This is a genomic window from Litorivivens sp. (assembly GCF_041624475.1).
Classification (GTDB): Bacteria; Pseudomonadota; Gammaproteobacteria; order Pseudomonadales; family Spongiibacteraceae; genus Litorivivens.
Genome location: NZ_JBFJUX010000001.1, coordinates 1 through 22522 on the forward strand (window position 1 = coordinate 1; position 22522 = coordinate 22522).

General features: G+C 44.6%; 19 protein-coding genes and 1 pseudogene. 1 reads left to right on the forward strand and 19 read right to left on the reverse strand.

The features are described 5' to 3' along the window. Positions 1-164: 164 nt before the first annotated feature. Positions 165-401 (forward strand): annotated as a pseudogene (locus ABY734_RS00005) (IS3 family transposase); the annotation flags it as partial. Between the two features lie 39 nt (positions 402-440). Here the strand turns inward: ABY734_RS00005 and ABY734_RS00010 are convergent. The 19 genes from ABY734_RS00010 to ABY734_RS00100 all read right to left on the reverse strand — a co-directional run bounded on the left by ABY734_RS00010 (position 441) and on the right by ABY734_RS00100 (position 22517). Continuing rightward, positions 441-1522, reverse strand: a protein-coding gene (locus tag ABY734_RS00010) for an IS3 family transposase (protein ID WP_372776894.1) whose coding sequence is annotated in 2 segments (ribosomal slippage) — positions 441-1261 and positions 1261-1522 — 1083 coding nt in all. Because the reading frame shifts where the segments join, the coding sequence is not laid out codon by codon here. 33 nt (positions 1523-1555) lie between these two features. After that, the gene (locus ABY734_RS00015) at positions 1556-2662 is read right to left on the reverse strand and encodes a glycosyltransferase (protein ID WP_372777439.1); all 1107 of its coding nucleotides are present in this window, start codon (positions 2660-2662) and stop codon (positions 1556-1558) included. 5 nt (positions 2663-2667) lie between these two features. Next, the gene (locus ABY734_RS00020) at positions 2668-3630 is read right to left on the reverse strand and encodes a glycosyltransferase (protein WP_372776895.1); all 963 of its coding nucleotides are present in this window, start codon (positions 3628-3630) and stop codon (positions 2668-2670) included. After that, entirely contained in the window at positions 3618-4229 is a 612-nt protein-coding gene (locus ABY734_RS00025; RefSeq protein WP_372776896.1) for a glycosyltransferase family 4 protein, read from the reverse strand. The genes ABY734_RS00020 and ABY734_RS00025 overlap by 13 nt, the downstream gene beginning before the upstream one ends. Positions 4230-4614: 385 nt before the next feature. Further along, entirely contained in the window at positions 4615-5640 is a 1026-nt protein-coding gene (locus tag ABY734_RS00030; protein WP_372776897.1) for a glycosyltransferase family 10 domain-containing protein, read from the reverse strand. After that, positions 5576-6799 carry an O-antigen ligase family protein gene (locus ABY734_RS00035; protein ID WP_372776898.1) on the reverse strand — a complete coding sequence of 408 codons (1224 nt, stop codon included), beginning with the start codon at positions 6797-6799 and terminating at the stop codon, positions 5576-5578. The genes ABY734_RS00030 and ABY734_RS00035 overlap by 65 nt, the downstream gene beginning before the upstream one ends. Beyond that, the gene (locus ABY734_RS00040; protein WP_372776899.1) at positions 6783-7961 is read right to left on the reverse strand and encodes a hypothetical protein; all 1179 of its coding nucleotides are present in this window, start codon (positions 7959-7961) and stop codon (positions 6783-6785) included. The genes ABY734_RS00035 and ABY734_RS00040 overlap by 17 nt, the downstream gene beginning before the upstream one ends. Continuing rightward, positions 7962-8825, reverse strand: a complete 864-nt coding sequence (locus ABY734_RS00045) for a hypothetical protein (protein ID WP_372776900.1) — start codon at positions 8823-8825, stop codon at positions 7962-7964. A 33-nt stretch (positions 8826-8858) separates the two neighbouring features. Continuing rightward, on the reverse strand, positions 8859-9656 hold the full coding sequence (locus ABY734_RS00050) for a glycosyltransferase family 2 protein (protein WP_372776901.1): 798 nt from the start codon (positions 9654-9656) through the stop codon (positions 8859-8861). After that, positions 9649-10425, reverse strand: a complete 777-nt coding sequence (locus tag ABY734_RS00055; protein ID WP_372776902.1) for a hypothetical protein — start codon at positions 10423-10425, stop codon at positions 9649-9651. Before ABY734_RS00055 ends, ABY734_RS00050 begins: the two co-directional genes overlap by 8 nt. 196 nt (positions 10426-10621) lie before the next feature. Continuing rightward, the gene (locus ABY734_RS00060) at positions 10622-11566 is read right to left on the reverse strand and encodes a hypothetical protein (RefSeq protein WP_372776903.1); all 945 of its coding nucleotides are present in this window, start codon (positions 11564-11566) and stop codon (positions 10622-10624) included. Beyond that, a complete protein-coding gene (locus ABY734_RS00065) occupies positions 11559-13349 on the reverse strand; it encodes a thiamine pyrophosphate-binding protein (RefSeq protein WP_372776904.1) in 1791 nt (596 codons plus the stop codon). Before ABY734_RS00065 ends, ABY734_RS00060 begins: the two co-directional genes overlap by 8 nt. Next, positions 13342-14505: a pyridoxal phosphate-dependent aminotransferase gene (locus tag ABY734_RS00070; RefSeq protein WP_372776905.1), complete on the reverse strand. Its 1164-nt coding sequence runs from the start codon at positions 14503-14505 to the stop codon at positions 13342-13344. Before ABY734_RS00070 ends, ABY734_RS00065 begins: the two co-directional genes overlap by 8 nt. A gap of 1 nt (position 14506) precedes the next feature. Further along, positions 14507-15820: a lipopolysaccharide biosynthesis protein RfbH gene (rfbH, locus tag ABY734_RS00075; protein ID WP_372776906.1), complete on the reverse strand. Its 1314-nt coding sequence runs from the start codon at positions 15818-15820 to the stop codon at positions 14507-14509. Positions 15821-15858: 38 nt separating this feature from the next. Next, positions 15859-16923 (reverse strand): CDP-glucose 4,6-dehydratase, encoded by a 1065-nt coding sequence (gene rfbG, locus ABY734_RS00080; RefSeq protein ID WP_372776907.1) that lies wholly within the window; start codon positions 16921-16923, stop codon positions 15859-15861. Between the two features lie 3 nt (positions 16924-16926). Beyond that, positions 16927-17700: a glucose-1-phosphate cytidylyltransferase gene (gene rfbF, locus ABY734_RS00085; protein ID WP_372776908.1), complete on the reverse strand. Its 774-nt coding sequence runs from the start codon at positions 17698-17700 to the stop codon at positions 16927-16929. Positions 17701-17720: 20 nt separating this feature from the next. Continuing rightward, on the reverse strand, positions 17721-18704 hold the full coding sequence (locus tag ABY734_RS00090; RefSeq protein WP_372776909.1) for an FAD-binding oxidoreductase: 984 nt from the start codon (positions 18702-18704) through the stop codon (positions 17721-17723). Between the two features lie 94 nt (positions 18705-18798). Next, positions 18799-19743 carry a Wzz/FepE/Etk N-terminal domain-containing protein gene (locus ABY734_RS00095; RefSeq protein ID WP_372776910.1) on the reverse strand — a complete coding sequence of 315 codons (945 nt, stop codon included), beginning with the start codon at positions 19741-19743 and terminating at the stop codon, positions 18799-18801. Between the two features lie 20 nt (positions 19744-19763). Beyond that, positions 19764-22517 (reverse strand): SLBB domain-containing protein, encoded by a 2754-nt coding sequence (locus ABY734_RS00100; protein WP_372776911.1) that lies wholly within the window; start codon positions 22515-22517, stop codon positions 19764-19766. Positions 22518-22522 lie beyond the last annotated feature (5 nt).

Here is a 22522-nt window from a genome sequence, read left to right on the forward strand (position 1 = left end):
AGAGTGTCGGCGACGTTGCCGCTTAACAGGTGGTGGGAGTAATCCTTGAGTAACCATTTTAGGTGTCCACTTAAAAATAGGTGGACACCATCATGTTGATCCCACGACGGCAGTGAAAGGTGAGTTCACCGGACGCTTACACTCCGAGTGCTGAGGAGCAGGTACTGCGGCAGAAGATGATCGATGTGCATGCCGCCAGTAATGGTTCTGCGGGGGCTCGCAGCGTGGCAAAGATGGTGACTCAGGCAGGAATACCGCTGAGTCGCTATCGTGCCGGTAGGCGAATGAAACTGCTCGGACTGGTTAGCACTCAGCCACCAAGTCACGCTTACAAGACGGCAGAGCAGCCTCACCTGGATATCCCGAATGTGCTCGACCGGGAATTCAATGTAGAGGCCCCTGTAATCCCCCCATTACTAACCGTCTTTTTGAGTAGAGGGTTAAGCAGCCTGTAATAGCTGCACTGGCGGCACACCTCCTATCGCCATGTTCGGTCGCTCGTTATTATATTCCCAGAGCCACTTGGTCGCTAATAACTGAGCATGCGCAACACTAGTGAATTGATGGAGATCCAGCCATTCATGCCGCGCCGTGCGATTGAAGCGTTCAATGTACGCATTCTGTGTTGGTTTGCCGGGCTGGATATACATCAGCGTAATCTGATGACGATTTGCCCACTCAACCAACGTTTGCGATATGTACTCAGGCCCGTTATCACAACGAATCGCAGCCGGCTTGCCACGCCACTCGATGACCTGTTCCAAAGCTCTGACTACGCGTGCCGAGGGCAAAGATAAATCCACTTCAATACCCAGCCCTTCACGATTGTAGTCGTCGATGATATTGAAGGTTCGCAAACTACGCCCATCCATCAGCTGATCGCTCATAAAATCCATCGACCAGACCTGATTCAGCGCCGTAGGCACCGTCAGCTCCCCTGGATACTCTCGCTTTATTCGCCGCTTGGGTTTGATGCGCAAGTTCAGCTCCAGCTCTCGGTAAATGCGATAGACCCGCTTGTGGTTCCAGCCGTAGCCCTTCACATTGCGCAGATACAGGAAGCAGAGACCAAAACCCCAGCGCTTATGGGCCTGCGTGAGGCGCAGCAGCCAATCTGCGATCAAGGCATTCTCACCATCCAACTTCGCCTGGTAGCGATAGCAGGTCTCACTGATACCAAATACCACACAGGCCAACCGGATACTGATGCCGCGATCAACCGCTTTCTTCGCCATCTCTTTACGCTGAGACGGCGCTACAGCTTTCCCTCAAGGGCTTCCTGGCGCAGCTCGGCTTTGATGCGTTCTTCGGCATACATCTTCTTGAGCCTGGCATTCTCAGCGCGCAGCTCCTTCATTTCCTTCATGAGGGAAGCGTCCATACCGCCAAATTTAGAGCGCCACTGATATATCAACGCGGAGCTGACGTTGTGCTCTCGGGCCAGCTCCGCGACGGACACGCCGCCCTCATGTTGCTTCAATATCGCCAATATCTGGCTGTCGGTAAAGCGTGATGGTTTCATAGATGACTCCTTTGATCTTCATCATAAAAGTCTCTACTCAAAACCTCGACTAATTTCTGGGGGGATTACAGCAGCATTGATGTAATCCGGCAAGCACCTGTCATCAAAAAGCTCCGAAAATCGCATAGTACAATTTTTCGAATACACCTCCCTCAAGTCCGAATTTTGCAGCAACGCATTAATGTTTCTTGCGATATCGGCCGGATCATCGCAATCATGATAGCTTCCCGTTACACCTTCTATATTGACGTAGTTGGCGCCACTCCCTGGCAATCTTGAAGTGAGAAGCGGCTTAGCATGCGAGAGCGCCTCGATGAGCACCACTCCAAACGCCTCAGCCCTAGTATTAGAGTTCAGTACGAACGCATCACACTCACTATACAGCGCATTTAACTCAGAAGCGGAAACGCTACCGAGGAGTTCAACCTTACCCCTCAACCCAAGCTCATGTACCAGACCCTCAAGTTGAGCCCTCAAAGGACCCTTACCAACAATTTTAAGCTTTACATCACCTTCGACTAACCGCATAGCCTCTATAAGTTTTTCCAAGCCCTTATACGGCACTAATCGTCCAACAGTAAGCAAATACCTATCGCACCGACGGGCAATGATTTCTTCAGTTTCGTTTGCACGACAAGTTAGTGGAGCAATAAATATTTTTGACTTAAACTTCCTCACAATATCCGAGGATTCAGCGTATTGAGGAGATGTCACAATAATTCTTTTTGCCCTCTTACACGCCAACCTTAAGATTGAGCCACCAACCAACAAAAAAAACTTATTTTTATTCAGCAAGTCTGCGTGCCAATGAATAAGCACTTCCTTGCCAGCCGGCGCAAAAAGGAGCAACAGCGCAGCAATAATATTGGGGAAATGAGCATGCAAAATATCGCAATCTCTGACGTTACGAAAGTACTCAACACAATACCCAAACGATATAGGCTGGGTATTAATATGAAATTGGGCAGGCGCCAAGCATTCCCCTTCTGCCGCAAGAGGCTCGACTTCCGCCGAACTTTTTGTTGCTATATAACATACCTTGCCAATATCCTCATGTTGCCGCAGGTGCTGCAGCCACTTCCTACTAACTTGCTCTACCCCCCCATTGTAGTTGAGTTCATATTTCCCGAGCACTAACACATTCTTCAAGAAAGTATCCCCAATAATTCCATACCGTACTCCGCATCACATCGCCCGTGAAAAACAGGGCGACCGTCTGGCTGGAGCAAGCGCTCAACGTCTACCCCCGCCCCGATGACAAAAAAACCACGGTACTGTGACCATAAAGAGATCATTTGCGGACAAGCCACCGAGCAAACGAGGCCTCCTGCGGCCAACCATTCACCTATCACCAAAGAAAATGTTTCTGAATAGCTAAAGTTAAACAAAATATACTGCGACACATCTAATCTTGGGAGAGAATCATAACTTCTGTAGCTCGCAACTCCCGCTCTGTCGAAGTCAGATGTGTCGCTTACAAGCACAATATTTGTTATTGTCTGCGACTGATCCTTCAAGAACTGAAGCCCAAACTCCAAGCGCTTTTCTGGAGAGCTTCGACCTATGACAATCGCCCCAAATTTACTTGCAACAGCTTTCGAATTAAAAAAGCAGGCATTGCTTGTTATGGGTTTTACAGGATTTTCGACTACCGCCACTTTATTTGTATCTAGAGAAAAGTGATTCAAAAATTTTTCCTTAACAGCCGGATTAACAACAATAAGCTGTTTTGCATTTTTTATTGCTCTTTTATAAAGCATAGAGCGCAGCCTGCTTTTTTCTAACGAAACTAAAACAAACGGGTCTCCATGCTCATAAAGATATACGTTCGATTTTTTTCTTGATAAGCCATAAATTAGTATCGGACCAGTTAAAACAACTAGGGTAGGCCTGTGATTTCGGAACTTTTTTAGAAAATAGAAAAAAAATGAGGTCTTCCACGAACGGCATATAGTCTCTGACACGCCACATAAATCAGCCTTCTGCTGCGAATATACTCTAACATTAACCCTACTTTCTGAAGCAACAAGATACTCTACAAAACGACGAGTAAGCGCCTCCCCTCCCCCCAGCTTAAAGTCTGGAATAAGCACATCTAACGAAAACATCGTCTTAAGTCCCCGACAAATCGCTCGAAGCTGTATTCTAGGGCGGCCTTAGCGCGGGCGTCTACAGACGCAGAAATCATATGCGGTGAGAGAGACTGTATAATCTCTACGCAACTTTGAGGGTCTTCTGAGTTAAAGACAAGTTTATCACCCTCCAACAACAACTCTCTATGACCATTGCAATCAGAAAGTAGTACTGGAATTTTCAAGGCCGCCATCTCTAATACTGCATAAGGCAACCCTTCGAATCGACTAGGTGCCACAAACAACATATCACCACGAAACTCAATTTCGCTGATATGGCGGTAGCCGCAAAAATCCACATCAAGCCCTTTGCTACCGATCAAGCCCTCGCAATACTGCCTCATCTGCTCAGACTCCCAGTCGCCGTAAGCCTTTATTGGTAATCCAGTCAACTCTGCCACTCTAAGCAAAATGTCGAATCCTTTTTGATAAGAAATACGACCAAAAAAAACTAAACTTCTGGCACGCCTTGGTCGCACTGGAAAAGCTTCAAAAGATGACGCATTTATTCCGTTTCGAACCAAATAGCACCTATTCCAAAGACACATTTTTTTATTTAACTCATGCTCTTGCAACCCGCATCCAATTACTCTTAATCTCGGGATATTCATACTTAGCCTATATAGCACTCTCCTAAAAAAGCTCTGGTGCTCAAGACCATTTGAAAACCCATGAGTCACATAATAAGCCCCCCTGAGGAACGGAATTAGAAACGCAAGAGATAAAAGCGTTCGCTGAGAGTTAACCAAGAACACTCTTCGTGAATTACGAAGCGCTGTAAAAAAAGACAATTTTAAAATCGGAACTCCCAAATTTCCGCAAACACGAATCTCTTCTATAGAGGGGTCATTCGTTAAGACAAGTATATCGGAAAAAACCTGACTCTCGATTACGGCCTCAAGATAGCGTCGACCACCGCCATATGAAACATCCGTTATTATGAAGCAACACTTCAATACTCTAGCTCCCACGCACATCCATTCCAGCCGCCCCCGCCCCAGCTAAGCCACGATAAATGGCTAGAGCCGTAGAATACACCGAGTTAGTATGACTCCTAGTGTAGTCATATATAACTTCCAGCTTTTTTAGATAATCAGCGCGCGGCATATCCAAACAATAATCAATGCATTCACTGATCGAGCTAAAGTTATCAAGCAAAACGAACGAGCCCTCAGGAACTATCCTGGAAACATTAGAATCACCTGAATAGATAGGAACGACTCCTGCCATAAAGCAATCGTGAATTTTTTCTGATATATAACCGTCACTGCCACGATAATTTTCAATGGCAAAAGAAAACTTATAGCGCGCCAAACAGTCAATTTTATTATCAGCCACCCCCTTGTAAGAAGTTGGGGGCGTGTGCCGCAAAATCTTCTTTAGCCTGTTCGTATACGGAAGACCAAAGCAATGATGATTACCCCATCCCGGGCCAAAAAGGTGAAACACTTCTCTTGATAAATACTCAAATTCCTTTATCACTTTTCTTCTAAGGCTATACAACTCGTTAGAACTAGACGAGTACTTGTTGGCAGCCATCATAGAAAAATCGAAGCGCTTAAAATTAAGACATTCTTCTACACTACTAAAATAAAATTTATCCGCTTTCGGGTACGGTAAATACTCATGCTTCTCGTGATTTACATCAAAATGCCATGACAATAGCAGATCAACATTTGTCAACAAAAATTCCATATCTGGCTCTACGATGGCCGGGCTCTCCATCACAAAACAAACCTTTCTCGCATCAGAGAAATCACGTTGGACTGCTTGAAACTGCTTACCAGTAGGCGCTTCCACAAACAGAACTGCATCTACTAGACCAGATGCCGAGCCGAAACAAACTTCAATGCCGCTACCTGTCAGTAGCCTGTACAACTCCCTCAGTATTTTCGCTCCATCGAATACGCCCAACGGCTGTTCACCTGTAAAGTACCCTCTGTTGCAGAGCTCCTTGTCTCGCGGAGAAATCATCACTCGCTGCATTATCAATCGTCGCCTTGACCAAAATAACAAAATATATAAAAAAATCTGTCCGCAAAAGATCACCACCAACCAAACAACTCAGTATCCACCCCGGCACGAAATAGTTTAGCGCTTTCGATAAAACAACTACGAAATCATCTAACCCATTCGTCCGCGAAACAAAAGAGAGTTGAAGAAGCAGAAACCCCACCACCCCAAACAATCCTAATTGGACTGCAGCGGTAAAATACAAGCTTTCAGAATTAGCGAATCCATGCCTTAGGAATTGAATAGATTCAGAGTATCCGGTACCAAAAAGAAATGCAGGCACATTACTAAATAATATCTTTACACTTTCAACCCAGTAGCCAATTCTGATCGAAGAACTCGAATCAGAGAAATCACTAAAGCTAGCGAGCTTGGATACGACACCCAAAGCATCGCCGTACTGATAAACAATCGGGAGCAGCGAAAAAAAACCTATCAGCATCCGTATCGAAATAGAGAGCCTGCCGGCAAGAAATATAGCTTTCAAAATAAAGTAAACTGCAATCACCACGATCCCACTACGCGAATAGGTAAAAAGTGTCGCTGCAAGCAGAATCACGGTAGCAAACAAACTCATCATTGGCTTTAAGCGGTACCACTCAAAGGAGATTATGACTAGGAAACTGAGATATACACCAAAAGCAACTGAGTTGTTTCCAATCGTGGTTAACCCTCCCACGCCCAAGGAGAGCCCAGTCATTCCAATCACTCTCGAGTCATGAGCATAGCCCCACATTGCATCTGCCACACTCACCCCGCCCATAAAATAGCTCAATAAGACGTACAAAAAATTCAAGACTACAAGGAGAATTAATACTAACAATGAAGCCTGGTTGAAGCTAACCCTCTCCATTCGCAAGATGCTATATAGGAATACTGGCAAAAGATACTTAACAAGAAGTAGAAATTCCTCTATGAAAAACACATCTAGAAAAACAGAGGCGACGATTAAAGACACAAGAGAATACAAGGTGACAGCCACAAGTATTTTTGTATACATACAAATAACTAAGCTACGATAAAGTGGCAGTAAAAGAACAGTAAGCAACTCTAACGGATAAAGTGGTATGCCAACATCAATCTTTGGCATAAACGGCGTTAGCAATATTAATCCGCTAAGACCTAGAAACATATAAAGCCCCAATCATTCCAACCGAGGCTCCAACAATCGATCCGATAGCAACGCCAATGGCACCCAGCCAGGCCCCTATTACAATAGAAAAAATTAGATTTACTCCTGCTTCCGAAGCAGATAGCAGAGTAATCTTAGCGAACCCCTGAAGAACAATAAGCTTAGAGACCAAAACAGAATTAACACTAAAGATTACGGCATAAACCATAATCAATAGCGCAAGTAAAAAATCTACACTTCCCTCGCTAGATATTAACCACTGGACGACCACGTCTACAAACAGCAAAACCACGGCTCCTATACTCAAGGTAGTAATCGCAGCCTTAAAAATGTAGGACCGTGCCTTGCTTATTTTTTCTTTCATACCAACAAGCATGACTGGAGCCAATAGGGTCGAGACCGAAGCGACTAATATGAACACTCTAAATAAAGCATTATACTCATTTATACTTTCTCCCAAGCCTAGCGCCGTCAACACAAAGTTGTCGCTATTCCAAACTAACGCCGCTGCAAAACCGGCCGGGAACAGCTGCACCCCACCCCTGCCTATCTCGCCCCACCACTCACGAACGACACTTCTTTTAAAGATGGACTTCGAAAAAATTGACTCACATCGGAATGCAACCCGAAACCATATTAAGCCAGAGAGAAATATTCCCCCACCCGCGCAAAGCAACGCTAGAACGAAATCGGCCAAGCTAAGATTGAAAAAATACAGCAAAAAAAATGGCGCGCTAAATCCAATTACAAATATTAGGTCATATGTTTTAGCCTCTATTACTTTTCCTCGACTTAAGGATAGCGATTGCATAACTTGAAACAGTGAGCGAGAGAAGAATACCCCCCCCAACGCTAAAACAAAGAGAAAATTGCCTTCAATAAAAATTGCAATCCCTAGCAAGTAAAAAGCCAAAAAACCGATGGCAGCGAACGCACCGAGGAAGATACTAGCGCCAACGATATTATTATGTATATCTCGCTTTGCGCTAATTACACTGGATACAGACCCAGTTGAAGTTAGTATATATTGTGCGCCGCTAAAGACTAGAAACCAAGTAGTGAGTACAATCTGACCGTAACTTTCAGAAAGAACCCGAATACTCAAAACTGAGAAAGCCAAGTTTATAGCCGATACAAAGTATATGAACAGCGAGGATTGCATTTATCGCCAATATACTTTTGTCAGCATAGCTATATCAAAAGAGCTTTCGCCCTTTATAATCGACTTGAAAACACGCCACCATATTCTCGAAAAAATATGACGATCTATTATTTTTTGAGCTATTTTTGACTCATTATTCGCAGAATATTGCGACATATCAGTTGCCGCCCATAGCGCGCTATTAATTTCTTTGCGGCCTGTTTCATTAATCCATCGTTTTGCCGTATCTAGCTCTACAAAACCCTTTTCAGCCAAGGCTATATAGCTAACTTTATGATTAATCGTAGAAAATAGCACCCCTAAATGGGGCCAGAATGCCCAATCTTTCTCTTTACCCTCTACCCAGAAAATTTCCAAACATGTGCGACCAAAAATACTGGCTGCTATTCCACCTACGCGGAACTCGACATACTCCAAAAGTTCTGACAATTTTTTTGTTTCTAAAATATTTTTTACCGTTGTTTTTTGAGTGTAGCCCCCTACATATAGGTAATCCGGCTGATGCTCGATCAGTGTTTCCACGATCACTGGTAATACTCCATCGCATATTTGGTCATCATCGCCAATCACCCACGTGTAATCACACTGATTTTTCAATAGGCCTAAATAGTTACCATCAAAACCAATATTTTCAGGCCTGACAAATATTTCAAATTCATATTTAGATTCGCGAGCTATGCTCTTTAAAGCATCGAGGTAATAAAAACCATCCTCACCGTTTACATGAACTGCAATACTAACCAGACTCCACGATTGATATTTCTCACAAACTTCGCAGACCTGCCTATCAAGCTCTCTAATTATTGTTATAAATTTCGAGCTTGCAGCTCTAGTTGGTATGCCTATTCGCAGAAGGTTCTTCAAGTTCATTACTTCCAAAAGATAGTTGCTAATTGATCAGACTCTGAGTAACGCACTTTCAATTCTTTCCATTACACGAGAACAAAATCTAAATCTAACCTTAAACAAAATAACCAGTTTTAGCTTACCTTTACTTAAGGAAGCCAAGGTCCTTTTGTACCCATTTGGATATTTTTTAAGGAATATTGTCTTGTCAGCATCATAACGTGTGGTTGTTGAAACACTGGTCGTGCACTTTCCAAGGTGCGTAAAGCTTCCTAAATCTACCATAAGAATCCGCAACCCGAGCCCTACAGCACGGATATGGTAATCACAGTCATTGAAGTATCCACTCATTTTTTCGTCTAGAAACCCTATTTTTTCGATCGCTGATTTAGGAAGCACATTGAAGTTGAATGTGTATCCTGTTGCGATACTAGCTTTGGATTTAAAGACATTGTAATCAAAGATTTGGGGGCGATGATCAGAGTTGGAAAGCAAGGGGATGTATAAAGCCTCACCATATTCTTCAATGTAATTCTTAACTTTCAAATCCCAATTGCTAGAAACGAATATGTCATTTGCCATAGTAACAACGTAAGCCCTATTAGTCTTGGTTATACCTCTATTGTAAGACTGAGCCATGTTTTCTTTAATGCTGGCTGGCATGTACTCAACGCCTAGATCCTTAAGAAAATCTCGAAGTTTGCAATCTTCCCACCCGCTGCCGTCTACTACTACGTACTGGTTATCTAGCACCGAACTCTTTATTAGCCTGAAAACTACGCTTTGAGTGAGAATCCTTAGGTCTGCCTGATCGGTTGGGTTGAAATAATTAATAACAACACTAAACATTTTTAAAGACTCTTAATGACAAAATCAATCCGGAAATAGAGGCTTTCAAGCACCTTCTTAAGCCAACAGAGAACAACCTCTGAAAAAGATACCTCCTACATTTTTTTTTAGCCAGAATATCTTCATTTTGTGAATCTTGGTCACAATGAATTCTGTAAGCGAAGATAGCACTTGGTAGTATTGTCAACTTCTGAGATGCGAGCTCCATCATAAGCTTTACATCTGAATACTTCCCAAGTTCCTGGTCAAGAAAGTTAATTCTATTTAGTAGATTAACGTTGTATATTACCGCCGGAAAAGCAACAGCGTGCCTACCTAAAAGATATGAAAAGGCTAACTCTTCAGCCTTGACTAACCTAGGTTTATCGAATGCCCATACGGGCCATTTAAGCCTTCCACGAACACTAACTGCATCTAGCAATGCGTAGTGAGATTGCGCATCCAAAGTCGCACGCTGGAGTTTCGGCGCAAGACTTTCCAAGAAGTAGTCATCATCATGCAAGGCAATAAAATATGGCGTATTGCAACAATCATTGATCTTAGCGAAATGCTCAAAAAATGAATTGCATGCATTCCAGAAAAACTCCATCCCAGAAGTAGCAGAAAAATCGCGAAGGAAAGCAGCCTCTTGTGCATCGAGCCCGTTATATGATAACGCCACTTTACAGCCTCGAAGCGTTACCGCGTAATTTTCGAGCGAAGTATTTGTAATATCACGCAACTTATTAACCAATATATAGGCGGTTACATTTTCGATATTACTCTCCACTTAAACACACCTATATTTTTCGCCGATTGTTAAATATCACACTAGACGGCAGAGATGAAGAAAGCTCGGACTGTGGCTTGTAAGCTAAACTTCGAAGGGATAGCAGAGAGAATACGCGCAAGAAAATTAGGTTTAACCTGCGCTTATCACACCACAATGGAGCAGCCTTGGCAGATAGCTTTCTGATGAAAATTTATTACGCCTTTTTATTGCTTTTAATGCTCACTAAAACATGTTTAACCAAATTAAAAGAATCGCAGCTCGGCGAGTAATTCAGGCGCCCTAGGCTCCGATCTTTAGGTTGATAATCGTAACGTTTTTTTGCTGGCTCATAGTCTACACGCTCGTCCGTATACTCTACATTGAGCTTTAGCTGATTTATCAACTCTGACTTTTTTACAGCACCCATACTGTATAATTCGAACGGCCTATTCAAGAAACCGGAGTGCTTATATATGCATGAAATAGCATTAAACACATCCCTTTCGCCTACGTAGTCCCTTACAATTTCCACCTTAGTTGTTTTTAACGCACTACCCGTGGCGTACGCCCTATAAATATCGCCTAGAAAAAAGCTTGACGTAGCGTCAAAACCCAAGCTGAAGTAGCCGTATATTCTTAAATCAACGACCTTGAAAGCATCCAACATCCTGTGTCTGCATTCGAGTGAAAACTTTGAAAGCGTATAGGGGTCAACGTTATCGAAGCCCATCGTTACTGCAGAAAAATTAAGTTCAGACCCCTCGCTAAACTTAATCTCTTCTATTTCGCGAACAGCCCCAGAGCTCATATTTATATATAGCGTCTCATTATTCAGAGCCAAATAATCAATAAGCATTTGGTCATACGCTAGAGACGCGCAAAATATCTCACGCCCCTGCTCTCGCACTCGGTAGGGATCACCGCCGCCAATAAAGTTAAGAAGCAAATTGTACTTTATCCCACTATTGAAGGATGCGTAGTCTCTTACCTCAAACCTGTTTGAACTATGTAGTAAAAAATTTATCTCTTCTTTAAAACCGCTTGTATTACGAACGTACAAGTGACAACGCCCAACAAAACCAGCTGCATGCAAGTTTTTGAGAAAATCCTTGCATATGGTCGAATTAGCTCCAAAGCAAGCAATGCTAGCCTCATTCATCTAACGGTTTCACTATCATGTTATCGGAGAATACTTTTCGGTCTAGAAATGGGTACATATCCTCTAGAGGTTTTGAAACCATAGAGCCGTCTTCTCTCTTAAGAGCTGAAACGTTGGGGATTACCTCTTGAAACTCAGGACAAATAACCTCGATTAGCACCGGTCCGCTGGCATCTAAGATCCCGCGCAACTCAGCTCGCAACCGAGACGGCGTGGATATGCAGTGATATGGTATCCCGTACGCGTCTGCTATTTTTTTAGTGGAAGGAAAGGAAAGACCACTATTTGTACCGGTACCTGCAAATCGATCACTGAAGAATTTTCTTTGCGTAGTTTTTATAGATAAATAACCACCATTATTCCAAACTACTAATTTAATATTTGGCTTATGGTGTGCGAGCAGCTGCAACTCTTGTAAATTCATCTGAAGCGAACCATCGCCTGTTATAGCTATAACGGCTGCTTCTTTTTTAGCCATTGACACACCTATAGCTGCCGGCAAAGTAAACCCCATATCAGCCTGGGCGCCCGATGTATGATAGCGCTGGGTCTCTGATAATTGTATGGCTTGAGAGCTGACGTAATATGCCGACCCTGCATCAGAAACAAAATGAGCATCATCAGGGGAAAACTCCCTAAGCGCATCTACGAATTCATACATGTTTACTTTTTCTTCTTGAGCATACTTCTTATCGTAAACAGGCCACTTCTTCTTCCATACTTGGCATTTTCTCAGCCATTTAGGATCTGCATGGTCAAATTCAAGTCTCTCTACTTCGAAAAACTCCCGCAGATCACCTTGAATGAAGCTATCTATTCGAACCGTATCTTTCGAATGTTCAACAGGGTCTATATCGATAACAATAATTTTAGCTTCACGAGCAAATAACTTATACTCGAACCCTGTTAACGGAATACTTAGTCTCGAGCCCAAAACTAGAACCAAATCGGCATTTTGAATTGCAAAGTTACCTGCCCGATCACCCTTAGTACCAAGCCTACCGATATTCAACTCATGGTTTGATGGTAGCAGGTCTATAGAGAGGTACGAGAAAACGGCGGGCACATTAACTCTTTCAATAAATTCTTTAAATTTTTCTCTTTGACTGGCCAAACGAATCCCATTACCAGCCAAAACAATCGGCCTGGCCGACTTGTTTAATTCATCTTGCAAATTGGCTAACGCTTTCGGGTCTAGACTTATTTTTTTATCTTCAGGTGAGTATGGTTCTAATTCATCCCATTCTACTTTGGCCCCCTGAATATCCTGAGGGATATCAATCCAAACCGGGCCGGAGCGGCCATTCTGGGCAATGTGCGAAGCTTTTTCGAGTTCATATCTTATTTTCTTAGGGTCACTCAGCATAACCGAATATTTCGTTATACTTTTTACAATCTCGATGATATTTGCTTCTTGAACCCCAAGTTGCCGTATTTTTTGCTTCGTACCATAAGTCGTGTCTCTAAATTTAACCTGTCCAGAGACAAAAATCACCGGGACGTTGTCCTGCCAAGCGTCGAGGAGACCTGTTATCGCGTTTGTACATCCGCAACCTGTTGTAACACAAACGGCGCCCAACCCATCTCTTGCCTTAGCATAACCTACTGCAGCCATCGCAGATGCTTGTTCGTGGTGATTATAAACTGCTTTGAGGAAGTCATGGTTGCCAAACGAATCATTAAGAAACATCGCACCGCCACCAGTGACAGAAAAGATAGTATCTATCGCCAATGTGTAGTAAAGGTAATCTGCTGTATGATCTGCAACCGTTTTGTTAGCCATTAAATTTTCCTCTAAGCGACTCTAGCGCTTTTTCAATCTGGGTTCTGCCAGTCACGACAGAAAATCTCACAAATCCTTCACCATTTGCGCCAAAAAAATTACCCGGAGTGACGGCGATCCCGCAATCTTCCAATATCACCCGAGAAAAATTTTCGCTGCTCAGTCCTGTACCTCTTATATCTGCAAAGACATAAATTGCACCATCAGGCACTTCACATTGAATCCCTTTAACTTCATTAAGGCCATTAGCTAGCATGTGTGCCCTCTTGGAGTATTCAGCAATCATTTTGACTATTGAGTCTTGAGGCCCCCCAATAGCGGCGACTCCAGCTTCTTGTATAAATGGTGGTACACATGAAACTATCGTCGAAACCAGCAACGACATTTTATTAATTAACTCGCTCGGACCGATCGCGACCCCAAGTCGCCAGCCGGTCATTGCAAAAGCTTTGCTAAACCCATTTAACACTATCGTTCTGGACTGGCATTTATCTAAAACCGACGGTGAGAAGAAAGTTTTTCCGGAAAATAACATACGCGCATAGATTTCATCACTCAGAAGAAATATATCTCGCTTTTCACAAATTTCGTAAATTTTTTCGATACTGCTTCTTGAAATAACGGCCCCAGTAGGATTACTTGGTGAATTTAATATCAAGAGCCTAGTTTTTGACGTTATTTTATTTTCAACCTCGGCGGGATCAAGCGCAAAACGATTCTCTTTGTCCAGATTAAGAGCAACAGCTTTAACGCCACACGCCTGAGCAGCCAAATAATAAGTTGGAAAACCCGGATCTGGGACTAAAACCTCGTCACCCGGATTCACTAAACATTTCATTGCCAAATACACCACCGCATTAGCGCCTGGTGTTACCGCTACCTGATTTGCATCAGGGCGGAACCCTCTTGATGCCTCAGTGGCGCTTATAATGGCTTCTTTAAAGCTGTGCAAACCGCTTGAGGGCGCGTAATGTGTATTGCCAGATCTCAATGAAGATACACATGCATCAACAATGTGTTCTGGTGTATCAAAATCTGGCTCACCTAACTCGAAATGGATGATTTCTCTTCCAGCTCTCTCAAGCTCCTGAACGCGTTCAAGTATTTTGAACATAGGCTGGCCATCGATGTGCTCAGCTAAGTCAGCTAATTTCACGCTAGAATCCCAAACCAAAAAATTGCTCGAGCTTTTCACCCACAAACTCAAAGTGCTCTTTATTTAAAGAAGGCTGCACCCCAAGCCAAAAAGTCTGATTCATCGTTCTGTCCGTATTAACCAAGTTACCAACAACGCGGTGCTCTACGTCTTTAAAATATGGCTGTCTCGTTAAGTTACCTGCGAATAATAATCTGGATCCAATTTTATGCTGGTCAAGGTACTTAAGTAGATCAACTCGCTTTATGCCACTACTTTCTCTTAAGGTTACCGGGAAGCCAAACCAAGACGGGTCAGATCCAGGCGTTGCTTCTGCCACCTCCAAAAAGTCAGTGAGCACTCCCAATCTTTCTTTTAGCAAGGCAAAGTTACGTTTACGCTTCGCGATAAAGTCTCTGGCCCGCTCTAATTGAGCTAATCCGCATGCAGCCTGCATGTCGGTAATTTTCAAGTTGTAACCCAAATGAGCGTACACATACTTGTGGTCATATCCTGACGGCAATGTTCCAAATTGCTGGCCGAATCGCTTTCCACACGTATCATCACAGCCGGGCGCACAGTAGCAATCCCGCCCCCAATCTCTAAATGACTCAGCTATCACCGCGAGCTCTGGGCTATTTGTAAACACGGCACCACCTTCGCCCATCGTGATATGATGCGCAGGATAAAAGCTCAAAGTAGCTATATCACCCCATGTGCCAACCATTTTTCCTTCATACGTCGACCCGAGAGCATCACAGCAATCTTCAACAAGCCAAAGACCATGCTTATCGCAAATCTCTTTCACCTTTCTGACATTAAATGGATTACCTAATGTGTGGGCCAGCATGATGGCTTTGGTTTTTTTCGTGATAGCAGCTTCAATGAGCTCTACATCAACATTGTGCGTCTTCAAGTCTACGTCTACAAAGACAGGAACTGCACCAAATTGAACAATAGGGTTGACCGTTGTCGGAAAACCAGCGGCAACTCCTATAACTTCATCGCCTTTTTTTATTGCTCGCTTTCCAAGCTTAGGTGACGTCAAAGTGCTAAAGGCCACTAGATTTGCTGAAGACCCCGAATTCACAGTAATAAGGTGATCAACACCTATAAACTCTGCCAATTTAATTTCGAACGCATCATTATATCGGCCAGTTGTTAACCACCCATCTAATGAAGCGTCAACCATCATTTGAAGCTCTAAAGCGCCGATGACTTTGCCGGAAGGAGGTATGACAGACTCCCCTGGAGTAAAAGGCTTAGCCTCTAATGCGCTCTTGGCATATTCGCCAACCAATTGACGTATCTGTTGACGTAAGGACTCTTCACTCATGCTATACCCACTTAATCAGTATTTGTTTAATACGGCCTTTAGCGCTGATATTGCGCTATTTGGTCCATAGTTAAAGTTTTAATATTTACATGGTCTAGCCAGCCTTGGTGCCATTCAACAATACTGTCAAGGGCCCTAGGCAATCTCCATTTTGGGTGCCAATTCAAGCGCGATATAGACTTGCTAATATCGAGTTTCAACGACTGAGCTTCGTGAGGCTGCGAGCTGGAATCGACTATCCAACTAGCGCCTTCACCCCATTTTCCAACCATGTAATCAAGTATCCATTCGACTGGTAAAACATCCCCGTCTTGTGGCCCGAAGTTCCATCCTTCGGAGTAGCTTTTTCCATCGGAGAATAATTTTTCCGCTAATATAAGGTAACCAGCTAGCGGCTCAAGGACGTGCTGCCAAGGACGTGTCGCTCTTGGATTTCTAATCAAAACAGGCTCACCTTTTTGAAATGCTCGCAATATATCAGGTATCAACCTGTCTTTTGCCCAGTCTCCCCCACCAATGACATTTCCTGCGCGGGCGGACGCAACAGAGGCAACATCTGTTTTATTGAAGAATGATTTTCTATATGCAGTTGTTACCAATTCAGAGCAACCTTTACTACTGCTATATGGATCATCCCCACCCATCGGCTCATTCTCACGATAACCCCAAACCCACTCACGATTTTCATAACATTTATCAGTCGTCACATTGACGATAGCCTTAACATGTGTGCATGCTCTAGCCGCCTCTAAGACATGAACTGTACCCATAACATTAGTCGCGTATGTGTCGACGGGTTCGAGATATGACAGTCTAACTAGCGGTTGCGCAGCCATATGAATAATTATGTCTGGATTAAAAGACGTCATCGCTTTCTTCACAGCAGATAGATCGCGAATGTCACCAATTACCGAATCCATCTCTTTAGCGATGTCGGCAAGTTCAAATAACGAATCTGGGCCCTCGGCATCAAGGGAAAAACCTTTTACTTCCGCCCCCATACTCTGTAACCACAAGGACATCCAACTCCCTTTAAAGCCAGTATGTCCAGTTAAAAACACTTTTTTACCGACCCAAAAGTCACGACTACCGGAATAACTCATCAACTAATCCCACACTTTCCAAGGCGCCCTACCATCACTCCATAATTGATCGAGAAGGTGCTTGTCACGGAGAGTATCCATTGGCTGCCAAAAACCATCGTGGTGATACGCCATCAGCTGACCCTCTTCCGCTAATTTCATCATTGGTTCTTGTTCCCATACTGTTTTATCGCCATCTAAATATGACAAAACGCGAGGCGACAAAACAAAAAAGCCTCCATTTATGCGCGCGCCATCACCTTTCGGCTTCTCCTTAAAGCTGACAACCTGATCACCCTCAACATCTAAGGCACCAAACCTGCCGGGCGGGAAAGCCGACATCAAGGTAGCGACTTTACCGTGTTTACGATGAAATGCTATGGATTCGCGGATATCAATATCGCTCACACCGTCCCCATAAGTGAAACAAAAGGCCTCTTCATCCTTAACATAATCTGCGACGCGCGCGAGCCTTCCTCCTGTCATTGAATCTTCACCAGTATCTACTAGCGTAACTCTCCATGGCTCTGCCCGTTTTTCATGCACATGCATTTCATTTGAAGTCATATCAAGTGTGACATCCGACATGTGAAGAAAGTAGTTCGCGAAATACTCCTTAATTACATAGCCCTTATAGCCACAGCAGATAACAAAATCATTAATCCCATAATGCGAGTATGTCTTCATAATGTGCCACAATATTGGCTTACCGCCGATCTCCACCATAGGTTTTGGGCGAGTATCCGTTTCTTCACTAATACGAGTTCCCAGACCACCTGCTAATATAACCGCTCTCACAATTTCTCCTATACTCTCTTCTAACTCGAACTAACAAAAGCATCTGAATAAAAATTACTACTGTGTAGCCCAGCCGATATTAAAAGGCTACTTGCGCTACGTATCATGTCTTCTGATCCACATGCATAGACAACTGAATCATCAAGACTTATTTTATCGTCCAGCACCGCTTGTTGCACATAACCTTTCCGCCCGCCCCAACTTTCCCGCGACAGAGTTGGTACAAAGCTCAATGGTAGCGTCTCAAATTCTGGAGCCCAGTAAATGTCTTTTAAGTAGCGCCCGCCCCAGTACACAAAGATTTGGTCAAAATGATTTGCATCACCCGCAATTAAATATTGCTCTAGCATGGCTTTAATTGGGGCTATGCCTGTGCCTGTCGCCAAGAAAATCAAACTTCTGGCTTTACTCTTACGAAGACAGAATGTACCCATTGGGCCTTCCAAGCGTAAAAGGTCACCCACCCTAGCATCGGAAAACCAGTAATTGCTCATCCTTCCATCTTGCACTCTCCGCACATGAATGGAGACTTTACCATCGACCCTAGGGGCATTCGCTATCGAGTAACTTCGTCGCAGCCCTTCTGCGCCAATTATTTCAATATACTGACCCGGCAGATAATCTAGGCTACTATCAGGAGGGGTTCTAAAGGTTATGCATAGAATGTCATCAGCTAGATAATTCATTGAATCAATGCGACAGGGTAGTGTTTTCGCCTCTTTAATACCAAGCGCACCCAAGTCCTCCGCTTCTAAATGCAATGTGGAGGCAGCAGCCCGACAGCAAGTTAGAATATAACCTTCCTCGCTCTCTGAATGAGAAAGCGAGTCTTCACTCTGAATAACCGATGTTTCGCCCTGAATGACTTTAGTCTTACAAGCACCACAGCGACCGGTTCGACAGCTGTACTCCATTAAAATGCCATTCTTGCGCGCAGCGTCTAATATTGATTCTTCAGTCGTACATTCGAACGAGCTTGAGTCTACTAATTTTACTGTAGCCATACTGATTCACTTCTAATGGTAATACGTAAGCCGATAAGCCCATTCACCGGCCCTAAACAGCTCCGACTTGACCCTAAAATATCTCCGCACTTACTTATGGTCGTGAAAAGTATCTGATCAAAACGAAAAATATTGATACCAGCCCTCCCAACATTCCACCGAGAATACAGATGATCGCTCTTTTTGGACCGTATTTAATTTCTGGAACTACCGGAGGGTCGATCACCTTAAAAACATATTCATCTTTAACTTCCGCCAGCATCACGGTTTTCATTTGCTGCTCAATCAATTGAAAGAAAATATTTTGCATTTCAGCTATAGGAGTTTTCTTTATCTGCCCTGAAAGATATTCAATTATTGCGTTAGCCTCCTGAATATCACCTCTTCTCATATGTTCATTTAAATCTTCAACCAACATACTCAGCCATCGCTTGCTTTCCAGCGGCGACTGCGAAACTATAGCAATATTCACCAGCCCAGTTTCCTTAGACTGGCTTATCGACAACAAGCTAATAAATTTTCTGTACAATTGTGAAGACGAGGGCTCAGCGAGCTTTTCATCACCAAAGCCAAGCCAAGATTGCTCCGCTTCGTTATAAATCTCTGAATCAATGATCCACTTTTCCGAATTGGCATCCCAACCGCTGGACGCAGCAAGAGGAACATGCAGCTTATGTTTTTCGATAAACTCAGCAATAAATGCTCTGGATCTCACAATTTCTAATGCCAGCACTGCCTTGTCAGCCCTGCCGCTAGATAAGTTGAGCCCCGCTAGGCTTGCCAAACCTCCAAGACCTGAAAACGGTGTTATTCCAGATTGATCCGAAGTTGAAACTGGGGCCAACAATACTTCCGAGCGATATATATTTGGCATAGACAATGCGTAAATCATTGCGGCTATGGTAAATAGCAATGTTGTACCAACGATTATCCCTCTGCCCGACCAAACACCAGCCCAGACAGCCCTCAAATCGAGGACATCTGTGTAGTAATTGACACCTGTTCGATCTTCTGTATTTTCCCCTAAACTCTCTCTCATCTCACCGCAACTCTAGAACGTCAATCTTTAATGACATCATAGGCAATCCCCAACTGATACAAAATTTGCGTTACGCTTGCGAAGAGGCTTAGTTTATCTGTGTATTGCGCATCAATCGGTACAACAACTGTATCACCCTCGCGAATTTTACTTCCGAACCAGCTGTTCTTCGGCACGACCACTTCTCCGTTAGCTCTAATAACATAAACACGCTGTTTATCCGCTCTTGCTCGCACACCACCTGCCTTTGACAAATAGTCTTTATAGGATAACCCCTCTTCAAACAAATGACTTGAGGGGTACTGTACTTCGCCTACTACCGTCACTGTATCGACTTGAGTAGGGATATAGAGGTAATCATTATTATCAAGCCTTACATTATTGACGTCTTCATTTGCCAGCGCGGAGGGCAGATCTATAACCAGACGTCCCAAAGCTTCAATTTCACTGAGTGCATCTACGGCGCTGAGCGCTTCTACTGGTGATACGCCCAGTCCAGACATTGACGTGGTTTTTTGCAGAGACAGACTGGCCACCTCCTGCTTGAGATTCTCTCGTAGACGAAGTAGTTCTTTCGCTTCTTTTTCTTTGAGACTCTCACGCGACAGTACCGCTCCAGCCGGGAAAGCAAACTCTGTCAACCCTCCGGCACGCTCCACTACATCCACTAGTGTTTCACCTCGCTGAATCGCGTAGCGACCGGGGAAGCGAACTTCACCTGCAAGTTCTACCGTCAGGTCATTACGCCAGTCCGGGTGCTGGAAGACGTTAATTCGGTCACGTGGCTGGAGCATTGATTGCGCTAGGGTCTCGTTATCCAGAGCCATACTGGAATGGCGCAACTGCAAGCGCCCACCTTCGCGGTGCACGCGTGTAAGCTCCACTTGTTGCTGATAGGTGCTTTCTTTAGTGCCGCCAGCCAACTGCACGAGCGCGCCAACACTCATACCGTGTGAATAGGGGTAAATGGCGGGGAACTTTACATCGCCACGAATTTCTACAATGCGCTGAAATTCTTCACCATTCGCCTGCACTCGCAGTTTGGTGAGCAAGGGGGCGAGAAGAGCTTTGCGCTCTGCGCTGATAAGCGCCAAAGCTTCGTCCTGCAGTTCGGCAAGACGGGTGGAACCCTCCTTTTGTAATTGCGCGTAATCACGTTGAAAAGCCAGACCGGGGTTGTAGTTTGAACGCAGGCCACAATGTACGCGCTTCAGAGCAAGCTTTTCTTTTTGCAGCTTGGCGTATTGCTGCTGGCGTGCAAGCTCTTGCGCCACATCTATATTCTTTGATACTGGTTGCCCGGTTCGAGCCGAAATCATTAGCGCTTCTTCTTGCTGAGCTGCGATTCGGTTTAGAACGTTTTCAATTGCCTGCTCATCGAACTCACGCTGTTTTTCACCGTAGAGGTCATCCGCGGTACACCGCAAGAAACCTGTGCCAGGCAGAACAATCAACTCGTCATATTGATTTAGCATGTAGTTCGTTGAGTGCTCGGGGTTGACCAACACCTTAGCCAATTCTACGTAGCGCACATGAGTGTGCTCGCCATTATCGGAACTCACAAGCAAAGCGAGTTCGGTATCAGCATCATCACGCAAGGCATCCGCCGCTACTATGTCTGAAACACGCATGCCCTCAACAAAGCCTCGACGCCCACCCTCGGCAAAGGCCCCTGAGAGGGTTACCGCCCCGGCATAGCTTCGAGCCTTGCGATGCACTGCGACTGAATCGCCTGCCTGAAGGGTGAAGCCCGCAGACTGGGATAAGCTGCGCGTAATGACTTTCACTCCAGTATCTGCGGGGCGCTTGATAGTAATATTACTGTGCATCGCTGTCGGCTTTAGCCCTCCAGCAATGCGCACGATGTCGGTCAGATTGGTATTTGGCGTGATTTCATAAATCGCCTCACGAACCACTTCCCCCTCTACCCTTACGCGATTGCCCGCAGGGCGGATAAACACGGCATCACCGCTGCGCAGTCGAACATCGCTGGTGTTGTCGCCGTTAATCAGCAGATCATACAGATCAACTTTCTGAACAAGCTGCTTGCCCCGGCGCACTTCGATGTTTCGCAAAGAGCCTGACTCCGCAACGCCACCGGCGGCAATAATCGCTTGTATAACCGTAGCAAGCGAGGAAAGGTTATAGGCACCCGGGCTGTTAGCATCGCCTAACACATAAACCTGCATCAGGCGCAGTTCGCCCATGGCAATGGCAGCGTCGGCGCCGATGATCTGTTTTTTAATGCGGAGGGTTAAATCGTCGCGCACTTGTTTAAAGCTTTTGCCGGCGACAGAAATAGGTCCCAGCTTTGGCATGTTGATGAAACCATCGCGCCCAACCGGCAAGCGGTAGTGCTCATTCTCCTTACCATAGAGTTGAATACTGAGTTCGTCGCCAGGGCCAACAATATAGTCACTGGGCACGGGCAGATCCGCGATAGGCGTAAAGGAGGTTGGCTGGCCAGCGAAGACATCGTAGCCAAAAAGCGGAAGCGCATCGTCATCGCCTTGTTTTTTAGGTTCATATTTGCGCGCATAACCGTCAGTAGGCTTTTCTATCGTTTGAGGCAGCTCTTTGCTTTGTTGCTGTTCGCCGCGACTCCGTGGAATATCGACGCCATACTGTTTCGCCAAACGCTGCTGATCTGCTGGGCTCATAGAACTGAAACGGGCAATCTGCTCAGGACTTAAACCCTGCCCAACAACAACAGATGAAAGGCCTGCCGCGATGAGCAAAGTGGCGATAATTCTAAGTGATGTCATCTTAATCATTCGCT

Bases quoted from the DNA above. Each gene is read 5' to 3' on its own strand.
- ABY734_RS00020 (WP_372776895.1), bottom strand. From the start codon at position 3,630: ATGTTTTCGTTAGATGTGCTTATTCCAGACTTTAAGCTGGGGGGAGGG.
- ABY734_RS00030 (WP_372776897.1), bottom strand. From the start codon at position 5,640: ATGCAGCGAGTGATGATTTCTCCGCGAGACAAGGAGCTCTGCAACAGA.
- ABY734_RS00035 (WP_372776898.1), bottom strand. From the start codon at position 6,799: ATGTTTCTAGGTCTTAGCGGATTAATATTGCTAACGCCGTTTATGCCA.
- ABY734_RS00040 (WP_372776899.1), bottom strand. From the start codon at position 7,961: ATGCAATCCTCGCTGTTCATATACTTTGTATCGGCTATAAACTTGGCT.
- ABY734_RS00050 (WP_372776901.1), bottom strand. From the start codon at position 9,656: ATGTTTAGTGTTGTTATTAATTATTTCAACCCAACCGATCAGGCAGAC.
- ABY734_RS00060 (WP_372776903.1), bottom strand. From the start codon at position 11,566: ATGAATGAGGCTAGCATTGCTTGCTTTGGAGCTAATTCGACCATATGC.
- ABY734_RS00065 (WP_372776904.1), bottom strand. From the start codon at position 13,349: ATGGCTAACAAAACGGTTGCAGATCATACAGCAGATTACCTTTACTAC.
- rfbH (WP_372776906.1), bottom strand. From the start codon at position 15,820: ATGAGTGAAGAGTCCTTACGTCAACAGATACGTCAATTGGTTGGCGAA.
- rfbG (WP_372776907.1), bottom strand. From the start codon at position 16,923: ATGAGTTATTCCGGTAGTCGTGACTTTTGGGTCGGTAAAAAAGTGTTT.
- ABY734_RS00090 (WP_372776909.1), bottom strand. From the start codon at position 18,704: ATGGCTACAGTAAAATTAGTAGACTCAAGCTCGTTCGAATGTACGACT.
- ABY734_RS00095 (WP_372776910.1), bottom strand. From the start codon at position 19,743: ATGAGAGAGAGTTTAGGGGAAAATACAGAAGATCGAACAGGTGTCAAT.
- ABY734_RS00100 (WP_372776911.1), bottom strand. From the start codon at position 22,517: ATGATTAAGATGACATCACTTAGAATTATCGCCACTTTGCTCATCGCG.